The sequence below is a fragment of the Pseudomonas sp. Marseille-Q5117 genome (assembly GCF_946901175.1).
Classification (GTDB): Bacteria; Pseudomonadota; Gammaproteobacteria; order Pseudomonadales; family Pseudomonadaceae; genus Aquipseudomonas; species Aquipseudomonas iranensis.
Genome location: NZ_CAMPPP010000001.1, coordinates 583038 through 599211 on the forward strand (window position 1 = coordinate 583038; position 16174 = coordinate 599211).

Sequence of the window (16174 nt, forward strand, 5' to 3'; positions counted from 1 at the left end):
TGGCAATGATGCAAAACGACAAGACAACCGGCCTTCCGAGGCCTGTCTGTGCGATCCATTGCTGTGTGAATTCATTAGAAATGCGCCGCCCCTTTCGCGAGCAGGCTCGCTCCCACAAGGGAATGCATTCCATTGTGGGAGCGAGCCTGCTCGCGAAGAGGCCAGCCAGTCAACGCAAGGCCAACAGCCCCTGCACCAATGGCTCAAGCTCGAGATGATTAACAGCTTTCACCGTCTCGATCATCGGCTGCGGCCAGCACTCAAGCCCCAGGCAAGCCCCGAGCATGGCGCCAAGAATCGCCGCGATGGTATCCGTGTCGCCGCCCAGGCTGGCAGCCATACACAGCGCTTCGAATGCCGTCATCTCGCCGATGGCCACTTGCTGGGCCAGGGCGAATGAAACCACCACCGACTCCTGCGACGCCACCGATGTGCCGATTACGTCGTAGAGCAGATCGGCGAGCAGTGCTTTGTCGCTGTCGACACTGATACTGCGCGCCCAACTGATGCGCGAGGCGATGCGCCCGCCAGCAATCCAATGCCCGTGCGCTTCGGCTTGCTGCGCGATCTGCTGGCCGAGGTTCAGCGCCTCGCCGAGATCGACGTCATTGATGCCAGCGGAGACCACCGCCGCCACCGCCGCCGCACTGGAAATTCCCAGCGTGGTGTTATGCGTCACTTGGCAAGCCTGCACGACCGCCGCAATGAAGCGCTGCGGATCGGCCACGTTCGCGGCAATGCCCACCGGGGTGATGCGCATCGCTGCGCCGTTGGTGGTGCCGTAGCGCCCGGCTTCTTCCGGGGAATGCCCGGCGAGGATCATTTCAATGGCGCGTTTGGTCGATGGGCCGAGCAAGTCCTGCGAGCCTTTGGCCTGCATCTCGGCTTCCCACTCGATCAAGCGCCGGGCGAGAACCGCCGGCTCGATGCGGCCGTGGCCTTCGACCAATAACTCGCCGACCAGAATCGCCTGCTCGGTGTCATCGGTGATCGAGCCTTTGGGCATGTTCGCGGCGATCGGTTGCAAGGGACCTGCGTCTTGCAGATCAGTGATCTGGCCGAAGCGCGCCTTGATCGTTTCGCGATCGAGCGATTGCGTCGGCATGCCCAGCGCGTCACCCAGGGCCAGACCATAGAAAGCGCCAAGCGCACGATTGAGCGCGGTCATTTCGATTCTCCGAATTGCAGGTGCAGACGAAAGTGCACCGGGTCGAGCAGGCTTTCGACCTGTTCCATGAAACGGTTCTGCCGGTCGTAGGTGGTGCGCAGGGCTTTGAGAAACACCGTGCCGACCGGACGGCCGAGCAGCTCGGCGTCTTCGGCATTCAGCGGCTCGGCGCCGATCCACTGATCGCCGCGCTCGCCGATGTAGCCGTAGGCGGCCAGGGTGATGGTCAGGGAATTGTCGATCAGGCCAACGCGGGGCAGGCTTTCCAGGCCGCCGTTGGCCGGCATCAAGGATCGTTCGAGAGACACCAGCGTACCGTCGGTGGCGCGCCGGCGACGGTCGAGGGTGATGAATTGATCGGTGCCGAAACGCACCAGCAGATCCGGGCGAGTCACGGCTTCGAGGCGCAACACTTCGGTATTGATCAGCGCCCCGCTGTCGGCCAATGCCTGTGCCCAGCCGCTACGCTGGTCGAGCGCGACGCCGTCGAAAGTGACGATGGAGCCGACACCGCTCTGCGTGGCGATGTAATTACGCCGCTTCAGTTCGGCCAGCGCCTCACGCAAGGTGCCACGGCTGACCTGGAATTCTTGAGCCAACTGATGTTCGCCGGGCAACAGAAAACCGTCCTCCATGAGGCCGCTCTCGATGCGTCGGACGAGCTCGTCGACCACCCGTTGTTTCTTGTCGAATCGTACCTGTCTAATCATGTACAAATTGATAACCGAAACGGTCGCTGACGAGCAAGAATTATTTATGGGAGATGACAGAAGGCAGGAATGGTGCGATCAACTGTGGGAGCGAGCCTGCTCGCGAAGGCGGGATTCCTGACACATCAATGCTGGATGTGCCAATGCCTTCGCGAGCAGGCTCGCTCCCACAGGGAAGTGCTTGTGCTAGCGCTGTTTCAAGCGGTCAATGACCACGGCCAGCAACAGAATCGAACCCCGAATCACATACTGATAAAACGTGTCGATGTTCTTCAGGTTCATCGCATTCTCGATGATCGCCAGAATCAACACCCCGGCAATCACATGACGAATCATGCCGATGCCGCCACTCAGCGAAACCCCGCCCAATACGCAGGCAGAAATCACCGTCAGTTCAAAACCCTGACCAATCATCGGCTGCCCGGAAGTCATCCGCGAGGCCAGAATCACACCCGCCAGCGCACCGATCAAACCATGCACGGCGAAGATGATGATCTTGGTCCGGTCAACGTTGACACCCGCCAGCAACGCCGCTTCCTGGTTGCCACCGATGGCCATGGTGTTGCGCCCGTAGGTGGTGTAGTTCAGCAGCCAGCCGAAGAACAGGAAGCAGACAATGGTGATCAGGATCGGCACCGGCACACCGAACAGCTGGCCGTTACCGAAGACGAAGAACGATTCCTGCGAAACACCGACCGCTTTGCCGTTGGCAAAGATATAGGCCAGACCGCGAACGATCTGCATGGTCGCCAGCGTCGTGATCAACGCATTGACGCGCAACTTGGCAATCACGATGCCGTTGATCAGACCAACGATCAGGCCCATCACCAGTGCTGCGCTGACGCCGAGAAACACGCTGTTGGTGTCACGCATCACCACCGCCGCGACCACGCCGGCACAGGCGATCACTGAGCCCACCGACAAGTCGAAGTGCCCGGATGCCAGGCAATAAAGCATGGTGCACGCGGCGATACCGGTAGTGGAAATCGCCAGACCCAGACCGCGCATGTTCAGCGGCGAGAGGAAGTTGTCGATCAGCAGTGTGCAGGCGACGAAGATGCCGATCGCCGCCAGCAGCATGACCCAGTCATCGAGGAAGCGCCGCAGGTCCAGCGGTTTGCGCTCGGTCGGCAGGGTTTCGTTTTGCGTAGTCATCATAGTTACCTCTCAGTTCGCCACGCCGTCAGCGCGGTGGCGTGGCAAAGCCAGTTGCAGCAGGTTGGATTCATTGGCCTGGTCGCGGCTGACTTCGCCGCGCAGGGCGCCTTCGCACAGCACCAGGATGCGGTCGGAAATGCCCATCACTTCCATCAGATCGCTGGACACCACGATCACCGAAATACCGTCGGCGGCGAGGTTATGAATGATCTGGTAGATCTCGGCCTTGGCGCCGATATCGATGCCACGGGTCGGTTCGTCGAGCAGCAGGACTTTCATCGGCATCGACAACCAGCGGCCAAGAATGGCCTTCTGCTGATTGCCGCCGGAAAGGAACTTGATCTGCTGACCGGCGTGCGGGGTTTTTACTTTCAGGGCTTTGATCTGCTTGTCGGCGTTGCCCTTTTCCCACAAGCCGCGAATCAGGCAGCCGAGCCCGGAATGCGCACCACGGGCACTGATATTGATGTTCTCGGCGACGCTGGCCAGGGGGATGATGCCTTCTTTCTTGCGATCTTCCGGGCAGAGCAGAATGCCGGCGGCAATCGCGTCACGGGGCGAGCGCAGTTTCAGCTCATGGCCGCGCAATTCGAGACGGCCGGCGGTGTTGCGCTCCAGGCCGCTGAGCAGGCGAAACAGCTCGGTGCGCCCTGCCCCGACCAGCCCGAACAGGCCAAGGATTTCGCCTTTGTGCGCTTCGAAACTGATCGGCTCGCGCAGGCCTGGGCCGAGCAGGCCGTCGACTTTCAGCGCCACGGCACCGCGCGGGCGATGGCGGTAATCGTAGATGTCCTGAATGTCGCGGCCGACCATGCAGGTCACCAGTTGATCGTGGGTCAACTGGCTCATGTCATCGAAGGTACGCACGTAGCGGCCGTCCTTGAACACGGTGACGGCGTCGCAGATACGGAAGACTTCTTCCATGCGATGGGACACGTAGAGCACCACTTTGCCTTCGTCGCGCAGACGACCGATGATCGCCATCAAGCGATCGATCTCGCGTGCCGAGAGGCTGCTGGTCGGTTCGTCGAAAGCGATAACGTGGGCGCCGCGCGACAGCGCTTTGGCAATTTCCACCAATTGCCGCTGGCCCAGCGACAAGCGTCCGACCTTGGTTTGCGGATCGATTTCGTCGGCCAGGCCTTTCAGGCAATTCAAGGCTTTCTGGCGCAGCTCACTGCGATTGATCAGGCCGAAACTGGCCGGCAGATGACCGAGAAACAGATTCTCGGCCACGGTCATTTCCGGGACCAGATGCAGTTCCTGGTGAATCACCGCGACGCCGCTGCCGATGCTGTCGGCGGTGGACTTGAACGCCATCGCCTGCTCGCCGATCTGCAGCTCGCCGCTGCTCGGAATGTAAGCACCACCGAGAATCTTCAGCAGGGTCGATTTGCCCGCGCCGTTCTCGCCCATCAGGGCATGAACCTGGCCGGGGTGGGCGACGAAGCTGATGCCGTCGAGCGCTTTCACGCCGGGAAAGGTCTTGCCGATCCCGTTGAAGCGCAGGCTGCCGCTGGCGCTGTGTTGTTCTTGTGTCTGTACTTGCGCGTGCATAAAGCCACCTCTTCACACCGAAAAACGGCCCGGCTGCCCGGGCCGTCGCTGCCTCAGTTCCACAAGCCGATTTTTTCCAGCTCTTGCTTGAAGTTTTCTCGGGTGATCAGGGTGACGTCATCCATGGCGGTGTACTTCGGCGGCTCTTTGCCGGCGGTGATCCACTCGTACATCATCTCGGCGGTCTTGTAGCCTTCGATGTGCGGGCTTGGCAGCATCGAACCGAAGAAGCCGCTGTTAGGCTTTTTCAATTCGCCGATGGCGTCGGTGCCGTTGATGCCGATGCCGATCACGTTGCTCGCGGCAAAACCGGCCGCTTCGGTGGCGCGCACGCCACCGAGCACGGTGTTGTCGTTCATGCCGCCGATGATCAGGTTTTTCGCCGCGCTCGGCAGTTTCACCAGCGCCGAGTTGGTGGCGTCCATGCTGCCCGGTACGTCGAGGGTTTTCAGCGCGGCGAAAAGGATGTGGTCCTCAGGCATGCCGGCCTTCTTCAGGGCATCGACCGAACCGTCGGTGCGCTTCTTGCCGGTGTCGAGTTCGTTGTAGGTGTTGACCACCGCGTAGGTGTCCTTCCAGTCCCAGTTACGCTTCTTCGCTTCGGCAGCCATGGCGGCGCCCTGCTTCTGGCCGACTTCAAACGCGGCCATGCCCAGGTACGGCACGTCTTCCATGAATTTGCCGTTGGCGTCGACAAAACGGTCGTCGACGGCAATTACTTTCAGGTCATTGATCTTGGCTTTGGCCATGATGGCCGGGCCGAGGGACACGTCCGGCGGGCAGATCACGAAGCCCTTGGCGCCGTTGGCTGCCAGGCTGTCGATCGCCGAAAGGGTCTTCTCGCCATCCGGCACGGCGATCTTGATCAGTTCAAAGCCTTTGTCCTTGGCGGCTTTTTCGGCAAAAGCCCATTCGGTCTGGAACCACGGTTCTTCGGCCTGCTTGACCAGAAAACCGATCTTCACCGCGTCGGCGGCGAGCAGCGCACTGCTCAGGCTGAACGCAGTGACCGCCAGGGCAGTGCTGCACAGGGTACGAATCCCGAAACGACGTTTCATCAGATGACTCCTTGTTATTTTTTTTGAGCAAGGTTTGAAAAGCGTTGAAGCGTGTTCTCAGTGAAGCTGTTTGAAAATAGTCATATCGTATGATGATTGGATTTCAAGCGTAGTTCAGCGCTGGAAATCCGTTTTATTCAGTCGTGGTACATCACCGAGCGACCACCATCGATGGTGATGCACGAAGCATTGATAAACGGTGCCTCATCGCTGGCCAGAAATACCGCGGTCATTGCCACTTCGATCGGCTGGCCGATGCGCTTGGGCGGGTGCAGGTCAAAGGCGCGTTGACGCTCGGCATGCGGATCGGCAAAGCCATTCCAGTAATCGACGTTCAGCTGCGTTTCGATGTAGCCCGGCGCGATGGCGTTGACGCGAATGCCTTTGGCCGCGTATTCGATGCCGAGTGCACGGGTCAGGCCGAGCAAGCCGTGCTTGGCTACCGGGTACGGAAAGCAGCCGGGAATGATGTGGCTGGAATGCGTCGAGGCGATGTTGATGATGCTGCCGACGCCCTGCTCGATCATCTGCGGCAGCACGGCTTTGCAACCATACCAGGCGCCGTCCAGATCGATGGCAAAGCAGCGGCGCCAGTCCTCTTCGGTCATCTGCATAGGATCGCGGAACACATTGACCCCGGCGCAGTTGACCAACACATCGATGCGGCCATGCAATTCCACGGCGCGTCGGGCCAGGGCATGCAGATCCTGCTGATTCGATACGTCGACCTTGAGCGCCTGTACGTCATGGCCCTGATCGCGCCAGTGAGCGGCGACCTGCTCGACCTTGTCGGCCTGGATATCGCTGATGAGTAATCTGGCTTGCTGCGAGGCGAACGCGGCAACGATGGCTTCGCCGATGCCCTGAGCGGCCCCGGTCAGCAGCACGACCTTGTTTTTCAGGCGCTCGCCTTTCGGCGGCGCCGGCACTGGTGGCAATGTCAGCGCTTCAGCCATGGCTCAGGCCTCCTGCACGCAGGCGCAAAAAAAAACGGGCATCGGTCGATGTCCGGTTCTGACGGCTGGGGAAAACAAACAGGCAAGCGTCGCCGACGGCATCAAGCCGCGACGAAAGGCGGATCCCGCTTGCGCGGGCGACAAGAATTCGCTGCATCACTTCACCTGTTTTGTTCTTTTTAAGTGTGAGTGCGTGTTACTGCTGGAGCCGACTATAAACCCGACCGCCAAATAATCTCAATATATAATTTTGCATCCCATATTTTGGGATCTAGCCAGCAAAACGCGTACAGAGTTTTCCTGCAACGTCGACGCGCATGCTCAGCACCGCGCCATCCAATGGATGATTCAGTGGACTCTTCGCGCTGGTGATGAACAGGGTTTTCAGGTCTTCGCCACCGAAAACGCAACTGGTCGGGCGACTGACCGGCAGATCGATCTTGCGGTCCACCTGCCCGTCCGGCGTCAGGCGCAACAGGCAACTGCCGTCCCAGCGTGCATTCCACACGTAGCCTTCGGCGTCCATCGCCGAGCCGTCGGGGCCGCCGTGTTGATCGGACGAGTAAAACACCTGCGGCGCATCGAGACTGCCGTCGGTGCGGATGAAATATCGATTGAGCGTGCTGTCGAGGCTTTCACCAAACAACAGCGTGGTGCCGTCCTCACTCCACAACAAGGTATTGGGAATGCCCAGACCGAGCAGCAGCGGTGTCACGCGCTGATCAGGATCGATACGGAACAGGCCACCGGAACGGCGCACCAGCGGCAGATCCTCGCCGTGCTCGCCGATGTTGTTCTGCATAGTGCCCAACCACAACCGACCCAAGGCATCGCAACGGGCTTCGTTGGGGCGGTTGCCCGGTTGCGGGTCGGCAACGCAGAACAACGTCAAGCGTGGCTCGAGGCCGGGTGAATCGAGATCGAGGCGGTAGACACCGCTGCTCAATGTCACCAGCGCATCGCCGCTGGCGCAGGGAATGAAGGCGGAGATGTGCTCGGGCATCTGCCAGATCTGCACGTTCTGACCGATCAGGCGCAACGCTTGTTTGCCAGCGATATCGACCCAGTACAACGCCTGGGTCGGCGCATCCCAGAACGGGCCCTCGCCGAGTTGCGCGCGATGTTGGGTCAGGGCGGTGCAGGTCATCTGGAATCCTTTATGTTCTTGTTGTTTTCATACAGGAGGCTGGGTTTCAGCTGGCTTTGCGGTCCGCCATGACTTTCGGGTAAAAGCGTTTTATCGCCAGGTCGGCGTTGTCGATCAAGGTCATGCACGCCCACACGCCACGGGTCGAATCGCGCGCGGCGATGGCATCGGCCATGTCTTTATGGATCGGCAAGGTGCGGCGCAGTTCATCGGGGTCGGCGGCGGAGACTTCGAACGACACCGCCAGCAACGCGCCGAGGGCCGGGACCATTTGTTCGATGAACTGATTATGGCTGGCGGCCAGGATGCATTCGTGGAAGGCCTGGTCGGCACGGTTGTAATCGATGCCACTGTCGACCGCACGCTCCAGTGCATTGAAAGCCAGTTGCACCGCTTCGATCTGCTCCGGCGTTGCGCGCTCACAGGCCCAGCGCACCGCCATCGGCTCGATGGTGCGGCGCAAATCCAGCAGGTCATCGACGAAGTTTTCCGGCAAGCCGTTGCGCGATAGCCAACCGACCACTTGCGGATCGAACAGATTCCAGCGCCGTACCGGCAACACCCGCGTGCCGACTTTCGGCCCGACTTCGAGCATGCCCTTGGCGACGAGGGTTTTGATGGCTTCGCGAATCACCGTGCGGCTGACACCAAGCTGTTCGCCCAGATCCGCCTCGACCTTGATGGTCTGCCCCGGCTTGACCTGACCGGCAGCAATCCAACTGCCCAGCCAGTCAACGGTCGACGCATGAAAGCTGCTGGACATGTACACCTCAAGGCGAATCGCGATGGGTGCCTACGCTAATCATCATACGAATAACAGTCAATCGGATTTTTTTCAGCTTGCACAAACCTTTGTGGGAGCGAGCCTGCTCGCGAAAGCGTCGTGTCAGTCAACATTGCTACCGACTGATACAGCGCATTCGCGAGCAGGCTCGCTCCCACATTTTGATGTTGTGTCAGGGTTCCAGGCCGATGCGAAAGAACTCGCCGCCACTCCACACGCCCAACCAGCGCTGACCATCGATCTCGCGGCTCACCGCCAGTTCCACCAACTGGTAAAACACATTGCGGTGAATCAGCGCTTCAAGGTTGCTGCGCACATGCACATAGGGCGCAGGCTCTTGGGTCTGAGGATCGATCTCGACACGGAGCGGATGCTCTGCCCCCGCCTCGATGGTTTCCTCGACGTTGCTGGTAAAGCGCAAAACCTGCGCCTCGCCCTCGCCTTGCACTTCCACGGCAACCGCTACGAACGGCGCATCATCGACCTTGATCCCGACCTTCTCGACCGGGGTGATGAGGAAGTAATCATCGCCGTCGCGGCGGATGATGGTGGAGAACAGTTTGACCATCGGCTTGCGCCCGATCGGCGTACCCAGGTAGTACCAGGTGCCGTCGCGGGCAATGCGCATGTCGATGTCACCGCAGAAATCCGGGTTCCACAAATGCACCGGTGGCAGGCCTTTGGTCTTGGGGATCTGCCCCAGCAGGTCATTGGCTGTTTGCGGGTCACTCATGGCGTACTCCTTGATTACTGGTCGCCGATCCCCAGCAGGCTGCGTGCGTATTGCGCCAGTGGCGGACCGATGAGGTCTTCGGGTTTGGAGTCATGGAACGTCAGTAAACCGCCACGACTCTTGATCCGTGCAGTATCAATCAAATACTGGGTGCTGGTCTCGATCAACATGATCTGAATCACGCCGCCGTCGATACCGAGGCGATCCACGGCTTCCTGATCCAGCCACTCGTCGGAGTTGCCGATGCGGTCGTCAGCCTTGGCGAAACGTGTGTAGAGCAGGTAATGCGCGCCGGCATCACGGGCTTCGCCCATGGCTTGATCGAGGCCTTCCGGCGCACGGGCGCGGCGGACCATCGGGAAGTATTCGACAAAGCCCTTGAAGGCTTCTTCGGCGACCACATTCGGCCGTGGATAGGAACCACCCGGTGGCGCGAACGCGCCCTGGGCGATGAAGATGAACGAGTCCGGCTGAATGCGGAGATTGTTCACCCGGCGGCTGTCGCTATGGTCCAAAAGCCCCGCATCGCTCATGTGATAACGAGTGCCTTCGGCCATATCGCTGACATTCATGCAGCCGCCAAGCGCCAAAACGGCCAGCAGCAAAACCAGGCTACGCATCCTATTCCTCCAGAAGCCGGTGTCGGAAAACCGGCGAATGGCCGTTGGATGCAGCTTTTGCGCCAGCTCGGCAAATTCAGTGATAGAGGCATTCGGAGCAGGCTCGCTCCCACAATTGAAATGCATTCCAAATGTGGGAGCGACGGTGCGACGATTCGACCTGCTCGCGAAAGCGGTTCTTCAACCGCCAATGATCTTCATGACGGTCGCACCACCGGAGAACGCCACCTCCTGCTTGTCACCCAACGCCTTGACCAGCAAACGTTGCAGCGCCGGCAAAGCCTGGTGGCGCGGCTTGTCGAGCAGATCGCCGACATAGTGGCGGTTGCTCGACGACAGGCAGCCATGCAGCCAACCGGTCGATGACAGGCGCAAGCGCGAACAGGTGCGGCAGAACGGCACGCTTTCGTTGGCGATCACCCCGAAATTGCCGCGACCGGGAATCGCATAGCGCACAGCCGTGGCGTCCACCGGTGCGTCGGTCTGGGCGTATTCATAGCGCTCGCCAATCAGGCCGAGCAACTGCTCAAGGCTGACGAACTGCTGCAGGAAGGCATTGGAATCCTTGGCCAGGTGGCCCATGCGCATCAGCTCGATGAAGCGCAGTTCGAAGCCGCGCTCCAGACAGTAATCAAGCAGCGGCATGACCTGATCGAGGTTTTGCCCGCGCAACGGCACCATGTTGACCTTGATCTTCATCCCGGCGGCGGCAGCCTGATCCATGCCATCGAGCACGCTGGCCAGATCGCCGCCACGGGCGATGCTGCGAAAAGCCGCGGCATCGAGAGTATCGAGGGAAACGTTGATTCGACGCAGACCGGCATCGACCAGCAGCGGCAGTTTTTTCGCGAGGAGTTGACCGTTGGTGGTCAGGCTGATGTCGTCGAGGCCCATCTGGCCGACGGCAGTCATGAACGATTCGAGTTTGGGGCTGACCAGTGGCTCGCCGCCAGTGATGCGCAGGCGCTCGATGCCGGCCGCTTCGATCAGGTATTCGACGCCGCGCGCCATGGCTTCGGCCGACAGTTCATCCTGCGCAGCGACCAACCGCTTGCCGTTGGGCACGCAGTAGGTACAGGCGTAATTGCAGGCAGAGGTCAGGCTGATGCGCAGATTGCGAAAACGCCTGCCTTGACGGTCAACGATCATGAAACACTCCGGCGAAAGAAAATCGAGCGAGTAAAACTTGACTGAGAAATCAGGTTTTAGCAAGCCCTATGCCTGAGTATATTCCTGTGCTATTGCGCCATGTTGCGAAAACACGGCGCAATCAGCCCGCTGAATGACTTATGTGCTCGGCGTTTCCGGGTCGCGCTTGCGCTTGTTGCCCATGCGCACACCGATGTCCATCAGGAACTGGAAGAAGCCTTCCTGATCTTCCAGCACATTGCTCCAGAACGGCGAGTGATACAGCGCCACCGCGCCGTGCACCAGCGCCCAGGATGCGCAGTAGTGGAAGTACGGCGGCACGTCTTCGAGCTTGCCTTCGCTGATACGGCCCTTGATGAGCAGGGTCAGGCGTTCGAAGTTCGAGGCACGGATCTTGTGCAGCTCCTCGACCATCTCCGGCACCTGATTACCCTTGACCACTTTCTCTTCGAGACGGTCGAACAGGCGATAGCGCTGCGGGTCGCGCATGCGGAATTCGAAGTAGGCGCGCGACAGCGCTTCCTTGTCCTTGTCGACATCCGCCGAATGCAGCAGCTCGTTCAGATCGCGCTCGTAGTCGAGCATCAGGCGCAAGTAGATCTCCGCCTTGGATTTGAAGTGCTTGTAAATCGTGCCTTTGCCGATACCCACGGCATCAGCAATCATCTCGACGGTGACACTGTCTTCACCCTGGTCGAGGAACAGCTTGAGCGCGGTATCGAGAATTTCCTGCTCGCGGCGACGAAATTCACGGACCTTACGAGGTTCTTTATGCATAAGAAAAAGGTCTGAAGGGTCAAAATTCGAAGCCGCGTATTATGCCTAACTTGCGCAAAAAAGCACGGTTCATCGACCAAATCTGTGTTTCTTGTTCATTTCGAGAACGATTCGGGTGCAATGAGAACTCAACTGAAGCAAACGTATTCCAAATTTGTTTAAAAATCCCGACCGGCTCACTGGACTGCACGCCAGACTGATCAATACTTGAACTGTCGGGCGACATCTCCCCCAAGTGTCGCGCCGGTAAAGGTACCAACGGACCGCGTGCCTTTGTTTTACTCCTAATGGTCTTAACCCGGATTCACCCCCCAGAACCCGGGTTTTTTTTGCCTGCGATTTGGCCAGCCGTCATACGGCAGATTTAACACTCGCCAGCGGGAACAGACGCTTGAAGTTCTCTGTGGTCTGCTCGGCAAAGCGCTCGTAGTTCTCACCACGCAGCATCGCCAGAAACTCCGCCACTTCGCGCACGTACTGCGGCAGGTTCGGCTTGCCGCGATACGGGATCGGCGCCAGGTACGGCGAGTCGGTTTCCACCAGCAGGCGATCGGCCGGCACTTTGCTCGCCACATCACGCAAGGCGTCGGCATTGCGGAACGTGACGATGCCCGACAGGGAAATGTAGTAGCCCATGTCCAGTGCCGCTTTGGCCATGTCCCAGTCTTCGGTGAAGCAATGCAACACACCGGCCTGAGGCAACGCCGCTTCGCGCAGCAGTTCCAGGGTGTCGGCACGGGCGCCACGGGTGTGGATGATCACCGGTTTGCCGGTCTGCTGCGCCGCTTGCAGGTGCAGGCGAAACGACTCCTGCTGCAACTCGGCAGCTTCCGGCTCGTAGTGATAGTCGAGACCGGTTTCGCCGATCGCCACCACTTTCGGGTGATCAAGTTCGTGCAGAAGCCAATCCAGCGCCGGTGCCGCGCCCGGCTGAACATCCAGCGGATGCACGCCGACCGAACAATCAACATCGGCATACCGCTCGGCGAGAGCTTTGACGTCGGCGGCGTTGTCGGCACTGACGCCGATGCACAGAAAATGTCCGACCCCACGCTCGCGGGCCGCAGCGAGAGCGGCATCCAGCGAGCCGTCATGGGCGGCGAGGTCGAGACGATCAAGGTGACAATGGGAATCTACGAGCATAAAAAGGACTGCAACTTACATCGTATGAGTGGGACGGTCGGATTTCAGCGCTCCGGCCAGATGAGTTTCGATGCGACTGCGCGCGGTATCGTCGCCATCGTTGAACTGCACGCCGACACCGGCGGCGCGATTGCCTTGTGCGCCTTTGGGGGTGATCCAGGCGACTTTGCCGGCGACGGGAATTTTTTCCGCTTCATCCATCAGGTGCAACAGCATGAACACCTCGTCGCCCAACCGGTAGCTTTTGTTGGTCGGAATGAACAGTCCGCCATTCTTGATGAACGGCATGTAGGCGGCGTAGAGCACCGACTTGTCCTTGATGGTCAGGGACAAGATGCCGTTACGCGGCCCCGGGCTGACAGGTTCAATCATGTTCACCTCCACTGCTGATCTTCAGAGTCTAGGTACACATTCTTATCTTTGACCAGGCAATCCCACCCATTGCACCAACAATGCTTCCAGCAAAAGCGCCGGATTGAGGTTGGCCTTGCTCAACACTTTCTGCCTTTGGGCGAGAATCCAGTCCTGAATATCCAGCACTTTGCCCTGCGCGCTTTTCTGCGCCAGGTACTGCACGACCTTGCGCATGTCGGCCAGGCCGAGGCCGGTTTCGTCCTGAGTCAGTTGATAGCGCAGGATCAGGCTCGACCAGTCGCAGAACCAATCGAACAGGCGCAGCATAGGAATGCTTTTCCACTCTTCCGCCAGTTGCGTCGGCGATTGCTGGCCCTTGAGCAATTTCTTCACGCCTTCGACCACTTGTGCACGTTGTTCACGCACACCTTGCGATTGCAGGCTGACCGCCATCAGCGGCGAACCTGCGGCCAGCGTCAGCAGTTCGACGCGTTCTTCTTCCGCGCAATCCGGCAGCGCCTGGGCCAGCCATTGCAGGCTCATCGCCTCGCCCGGCAGCGGGCAGGCCTGCTGCACGCAACGGCTCTTGATGGTTGGCAACAAACGGCTCGGCTGGTGACTGACCAACAGCAGCACCGTATCGCCGGACGGTTCTTCAAGGCTTTTGAGCAAGGCGTTGGCAGCGTTGATATTCATCGACTCGACCGGCTCGATCAACACCACCTTGCGCCCGCCGAGCTGCGCGGTCTGCACAACGAAACTGACCAGATCACGAACCTGATCGACCTTGATCGCCTTGTCCGCCTCTTCCGGCTCCAGGATGTAATTGTCCGGATGACTGCCGGCCCTGAGCAGCAAGCAGGATTTGCACTCGCCGCACGCCTCAGGCGTAGGACGCTGACACAGCAGGCTGGCCATCAAGCGTTCGGCCAGAGCACGTTTGCCGATACCGGCGGGACCGTGCAGCAGATACGCGTGGGCATGCTGACTGCGTCCGGCCAGTTGCTGCCAGAGGCTGTCCTGCCATGGATAGGCCTCAGCCACGGGCCAGCTCCAGCAGATTCGGCAACAAGGTGTCCAGCGATTGCTGGACCTTGGCCAATGGCTGACCGGCATCGATGCGCACGTAACGCGACGGGTCGGCTTCGGCGCGCTTCAGGAACGCATTGCGCACGTTTTCGAAAAACGCCCGGCCTTCGAGTTCGAAACGATCCAGTCGGCCACGGGCACTGGCGCGGGCCAGACCGATCTCTACGGGCAGATCGAAAATAAGTGTCAGATCGGGCCGCAAGTCACCCTGCACGAAAGTTTCCAGGGTGGCGATGCGTTCCAGCGACAAACCACGACCGCCGCCCTGATAGGCGTATGTCGAGTCGGTGAAGCGATCACACAGCACCACAGCGCCACGGGCCAGCGCCGGGCGAATCACCTCGGCCAGATGCTGGGCGCGCGCGGCGAACACCAGCAACAGCTCGGCGTCCGGATGCATCACTTCGTCGGCCGGGGTCAGCAGGACATCACGAATCCGTTCGGCCAGCGGTGTACCGCCGGGCTCACGGGTGAGCAGCACTTCGATACCGGCGGCGCGCAGGCGCTCGGCGAGGTATTCGCGATTGGTGCTCTTGCCCGCGCCTTCCGGGCCTTCCAGGGTAATAAACAAGCCAGTCACAGGCAGTCCTTTATCAAAGTCATTGCGCGTTCTGCGGTACAGCGGCGTCCGGTTCCGGGGCTGGCGCAGGTTCTTGCGGCGGCACTTGCGGCAGCGCCTCGGGCGCGGTATTCGGCGAGGCCGCCGGGATAGCCTCATCGGTGGCGGGCGCGGTTACTGGTGCCGGGCTGGAACGGTAATCGGCACGGCGCTTGAGCTGGTATTCGCGCACCGCGTTGTTGTGCGCATCCAGATCATCGGAGAACACATGGCTGCCATCGCCACGGGCGACGAAATACAGGCTGCTGCCTTCCACCGGGTTGAGCGCAGCATGAATCGCTTCGCGCCCGACCATCGCAATCGGCGTCGGTGGCAAACCGGGAATCACGTAAGTGTTATAGGGCGTCGGTTCTTTCAGATGCGCGCGGGTCAGTTTGCCGGTGTAGCGATCACCGAGGCCATAAATCACCGTCGGATCGGTCTGCAACTGCATGCCCAGCGCCATGCGCCGTACAAAGACGCCGGCAATCTGCCCGCGCTCCTGCGGAACGCCGGTCTCTTTCTCGACCAGCGAGGCCATGATCAGCGCTTGATAAGGTTCGCTGTAAGGCACATCGGCAGAACGTTGCGCCCACTCTTTGGCGAGCACTTCGTCGAGACGGTCAAAGGCTTTCTTCAACAGCTCGGCATCGGACATGCCACGTACGAAGCGGTAGGTGTCCGGGAAAAACCGGCCTTCGGGGAACAAGCCCTTGTGGCCAATCTTCGCCATGACGTCGCTGTCGCTCAGACCATTGAGGGTCTGCTCGAGCTTGTCGTCCTTGGCCAGGGCGGCGCGCACCTGATGGAAAGTCCAGCCTTCGACCAGGGTCAGGCTGTACTGAACCACGTCGCCGCGCTTCCACGATTCGATCAGACCGTTGACGGTCATGCCCGGCTGCATGCGGTATTCGCCGCTGTGAATCGGCGTGCCGGCAAGATTGAAGCGCCAGTAGACGCGCAGCCAGAACGCGTCCTTGATGACGCCATCGGTTTCGAGTTCAAGGAAGGTACGGGTCGGTGTAGAGCCTTTCGGCACATCCAGCAGTTGTTCCTGCGGGATGTTCAGGGGCTGTTCCAGCGCCGAATGAATTTTCCAGGCGCTGGCGCCCAACAGCAGCCCTGCCAGAACCAGTCCGGTTTCCAGCAGCAGCAAAAGTTTACGTCTCACGA

Annotated in this window: 18 protein-coding genes; 1 reads left to right on the plus strand and 17 read right to left on the minus strand. The window is 60.0% G+C overall.

Annotation, left to right across the window (positions count from 1 at the left end; all coding sequences use genetic code 11):
• Positions 1–169: 169 nt before the first annotated feature.
• From OC605_RS02700 to OC605_RS02725, 6 genes are all read right to left on the minus strand, one after another.
• Complete coding sequence (locus OC605_RS02700) at positions 170–1168, minus strand: ADP-ribosylglycohydrolase family protein (RefSeq protein ID WP_262136242.1); 999 nt, start codon at positions 1166–1168, stop codon at positions 170–172.
• Positions 1165–1878, minus strand: a complete 714-nt coding sequence (locus OC605_RS02705) for a GntR family transcriptional regulator (RefSeq protein ID WP_016770970.1) — start codon at positions 1876–1878, stop codon at positions 1165–1167. The genes OC605_RS02700 and OC605_RS02705 overlap by 4 nt, the downstream gene beginning before the upstream one ends.
• Positions 1879–2064: 186 nt before the next feature.
• Positions 2065–3033: an L-arabinose ABC transporter permease AraH gene (araH, locus tag OC605_RS02710; RefSeq protein ID WP_038861078.1), complete on the minus strand. Its 969-nt coding sequence runs from the start codon at positions 3031–3033 to the stop codon at positions 2065–2067.
• 12 nt (positions 3034–3045) lie between these two features.
• The gene (araG, locus tag OC605_RS02715) at positions 3046–4593 is read right to left on the minus strand and encodes an L-arabinose ABC transporter ATP-binding protein AraG (RefSeq protein ID WP_262136243.1); all 1548 of its coding nucleotides are present in this window, start codon (positions 4591–4593) and stop codon (positions 3046–3048) included.
• 53 nt (positions 4594–4646) lie between these two features.
• Complete coding sequence (locus OC605_RS02720) at positions 4647–5651, minus strand: substrate-binding domain-containing protein (protein ID WP_016770973.1); 1005 nt, start codon at positions 5649–5651, stop codon at positions 4647–4649.
• Positions 5652–5788: 137 nt separating this feature from the next.
• A complete protein-coding gene (locus OC605_RS02725) occupies positions 5789–6607 on the minus strand; it encodes an SDR family oxidoreductase (protein WP_186567759.1) in 819 nt (272 codons plus the stop codon).
• Here OC605_RS02725 and OC605_RS02730 point away from each other — a divergent pair.
• The gene (locus OC605_RS02730) at positions 6606–6842 is read left to right on the plus strand and encodes a hypothetical protein (protein ID WP_262136244.1); all 237 of its coding nucleotides are present in this window, start codon (positions 6606–6608) and stop codon (positions 6840–6842) included. The genes OC605_RS02725 and OC605_RS02730 overlap by 2 nt on opposite strands.
• A 36-nt stretch (positions 6843–6878) precedes the next feature.
• Here OC605_RS02730 and OC605_RS02735 read toward each other — a convergent pair whose 3' ends face one another.
• From OC605_RS02735 to mltG, 11 genes are all read right to left on the minus strand, one after another.
• The gene (locus tag OC605_RS02735) at positions 6879–7754 is read right to left on the minus strand and encodes an SMP-30/gluconolactonase/LRE family protein (protein ID WP_262136245.1); all 876 of its coding nucleotides are present in this window, start codon (positions 7752–7754) and stop codon (positions 6879–6881) included.
• 46 nt (positions 7755–7800) lie between these two features.
• A complete protein-coding gene (locus OC605_RS02740; protein WP_039760144.1) occupies positions 7801–8517 on the minus strand; it encodes a FadR/GntR family transcriptional regulator in 717 nt (238 codons plus the stop codon).
• Positions 8518–8710: 193 nt separating this feature from the next.
• Positions 8711–9271 carry a DUF1285 domain-containing protein gene (locus tag OC605_RS02745; protein WP_186567757.1) on the minus strand — a complete coding sequence of 187 codons (561 nt, stop codon included), beginning with the start codon at positions 9269–9271 and terminating at the stop codon, positions 8711–8713.
• A gap of 14 nt (positions 9272–9285) precedes the next feature.
• Positions 9286–9891: a DUF4823 domain-containing protein gene (locus OC605_RS02750; protein WP_016770979.1), complete on the minus strand. Its 606-nt coding sequence runs from the start codon at positions 9889–9891 to the stop codon at positions 9286–9288.
• Between the two features lie 180 nt (positions 9892–10071).
• Positions 10072–11040, minus strand: a complete 969-nt coding sequence (locus tag OC605_RS02755; protein WP_076563802.1) for a GTP 3',8-cyclase MoaA — start codon at positions 11038–11040, stop codon at positions 10072–10074.
• A 138-nt stretch (positions 11041–11178) separates the two neighbouring features.
• Entirely contained in the window at positions 11179–11817 is a 639-nt protein-coding gene (locus tag OC605_RS02760) for a TetR/AcrR family transcriptional regulator (RefSeq protein ID WP_016770981.1), read from the minus strand.
• 351 nt (positions 11818–12168) lie between these two features.
• Complete coding sequence (locus OC605_RS02765; protein WP_110645998.1) at positions 12169–12960, minus strand: TatD family hydrolase; 792 nt, start codon at positions 12958–12960, stop codon at positions 12169–12171.
• A 15-nt stretch (positions 12961–12975) separates the two neighbouring features.
• A complete protein-coding gene (locus OC605_RS02770; RefSeq protein WP_016770983.1) occupies positions 12976–13332 on the minus strand; it encodes a PilZ domain-containing protein in 357 nt (118 codons plus the stop codon).
• Positions 13333–13374: 42 nt separating this feature from the next.
• On the minus strand, positions 13375–14358 hold the full coding sequence (locus tag OC605_RS02775; protein ID WP_262136246.1) for a DNA polymerase III subunit delta': 984 nt from the start codon (positions 14356–14358) through the stop codon (positions 13375–13377).
• A complete protein-coding gene (gene tmk, locus OC605_RS02780) occupies positions 14351–14983 on the minus strand; it encodes a dTMP kinase (protein WP_016770985.1) in 633 nt (210 codons plus the stop codon). The genes OC605_RS02775 and tmk overlap by 8 nt, the downstream gene beginning before the upstream one ends.
• A gap of 19 nt (positions 14984–15002) precedes the next feature.
• The gene (gene mltG / locus OC605_RS02785; protein WP_262136247.1) at positions 15003–16172 is read right to left on the minus strand and encodes an endolytic transglycosylase MltG; all 1170 of its coding nucleotides are present in this window, start codon (positions 16170–16172) and stop codon (positions 15003–15005) included.
• Between the last annotated feature and the right edge of the window lie 2 nt (positions 16173–16174).

Excerpts from the sequence above, each read along its gene's own strand:
- OC605_RS02730 (WP_262136244.1), top strand. The coding sequence starts at position 6,606 with ATGGCTCAGGCCTCCTGCACGCAGGCGCAAAAAAAAACGGGCATCGGT.
- OC605_RS02740 (WP_039760144.1), bottom strand. The coding sequence starts at position 8,517 with ATGTCCAGCAGCTTTCATGCGTCGACCGTTGACTGGCTGGGCAGTTGG.
- OC605_RS02770 (WP_016770983.1), bottom strand. The coding sequence starts at position 13,332 with ATGATTGAACCTGTCAGCCCGGGGCCGCGTAACGGCATCTTGTCCCTG.
- OC605_RS02760 (WP_016770981.1), bottom strand. The coding sequence starts at position 11,817 with ATGCATAAAGAACCTCGTAAGGTCCGTGAATTTCGTCGCCGCGAGCAG.
- araG (WP_262136243.1), bottom strand. The coding sequence starts at position 4,593 with ATGCACGCGCAAGTACAGACACAAGAACAACACAGCGCCAGCGGCAGC.
- OC605_RS02745 (WP_186567757.1), bottom strand. The coding sequence starts at position 9,271 with ATGAGTGACCCGCAAACAGCCAATGACCTGCTGGGGCAGATCCCCAAG.
- OC605_RS02725 (WP_186567759.1), bottom strand. The coding sequence starts at position 6,607 with ATGGCTGAAGCGCTGACATTGCCACCAGTGCCGGCGCCGCCGAAAGGC.
- OC605_RS02720 (WP_016770973.1), bottom strand. The coding sequence starts at position 5,651 with ATGAAACGTCGTTTCGGGATTCGTACCCTGTGCAGCACTGCCCTGGCG.
- araH (WP_038861078.1), bottom strand. The coding sequence starts at position 3,033 with ATGACTACGCAAAACGAAACCCTGCCGACCGAGCGCAAACCGCTGGAC.
- OC605_RS02735 (WP_262136245.1), bottom strand. The coding sequence starts at position 7,754 with ATGACCTGCACCGCCCTGACCCAACATCGCGCGCAACTCGGCGAGGGC.
- OC605_RS02700 (WP_262136242.1), bottom strand. The coding sequence starts at position 1,168 with ATGACCGCGCTCAATCGTGCGCTTGGCGCTTTCTATGGTCTGGCCCTG.
- OC605_RS02705 (WP_016770970.1), bottom strand. The coding sequence starts at position 1,878 with ATGATTAGACAGGTACGATTCGACAAGAAACAACGGGTGGTCGACGAG.
- OC605_RS02755 (WP_076563802.1), bottom strand. The coding sequence starts at position 11,040 with ATGATCGTTGACCGTCAAGGCAGGCGTTTTCGCAATCTGCGCATCAGC.
- OC605_RS02750 (WP_016770979.1), bottom strand. The coding sequence starts at position 9,891 with ATGCGTAGCCTGGTTTTGCTGCTGGCCGTTTTGGCGCTTGGCGGCTGC.
- OC605_RS02765 (WP_110645998.1), bottom strand. The coding sequence starts at position 12,960 with ATGCTCGTAGATTCCCATTGTCACCTTGATCGTCTCGACCTCGCCGCC.